General features: G+C 51.3%; 1 pseudogene. It reads right to left on the bottom strand.

What is annotated here, in order from left to right:
- Positions 1 to 19: 19 nt before the first annotated feature.
- A pseudogene (locus R0J92_RS27665) lies at positions 20 to 228 on the bottom strand (hypothetical protein); the annotation flags it as partial.

The raw sequence follows: 228 nt of genomic DNA, 5'->3' as shown, positions 1-228 counted from the left end.
CCTCACGTATTGTAATCGTTCACTTCATTTCCACATGGGCTTCCACGCGGAAATGGTCCGATACCACTGGTTTGTGTTCGCCGCTGAAGATGACTTTCGACGATTTGACGGCGACGGGTTCAGTCGACAGGATCAAATCCATGCGCAAGTCTTGCTGGTTGTCGCTCCAGCCGGTGATTTTGCCTTTGACGGTAATGCCTGTGTCTTTTTCTTCAGCGAGCGTGTAGG

The sequence above is a fragment of the Tritonibacter sp. SIMBA_163 genome, assembly GCF_046535935.1.
Classification (GTDB): Bacteria; Pseudomonadota; Alphaproteobacteria; order Rhodobacterales; family Rhodobacteraceae; genus Epibacterium; species Epibacterium scottomollicae.
Note: the sequence above shows the minus strand (reverse complement) of the source record. Positions and strands in the feature narration are given on the sequence as shown.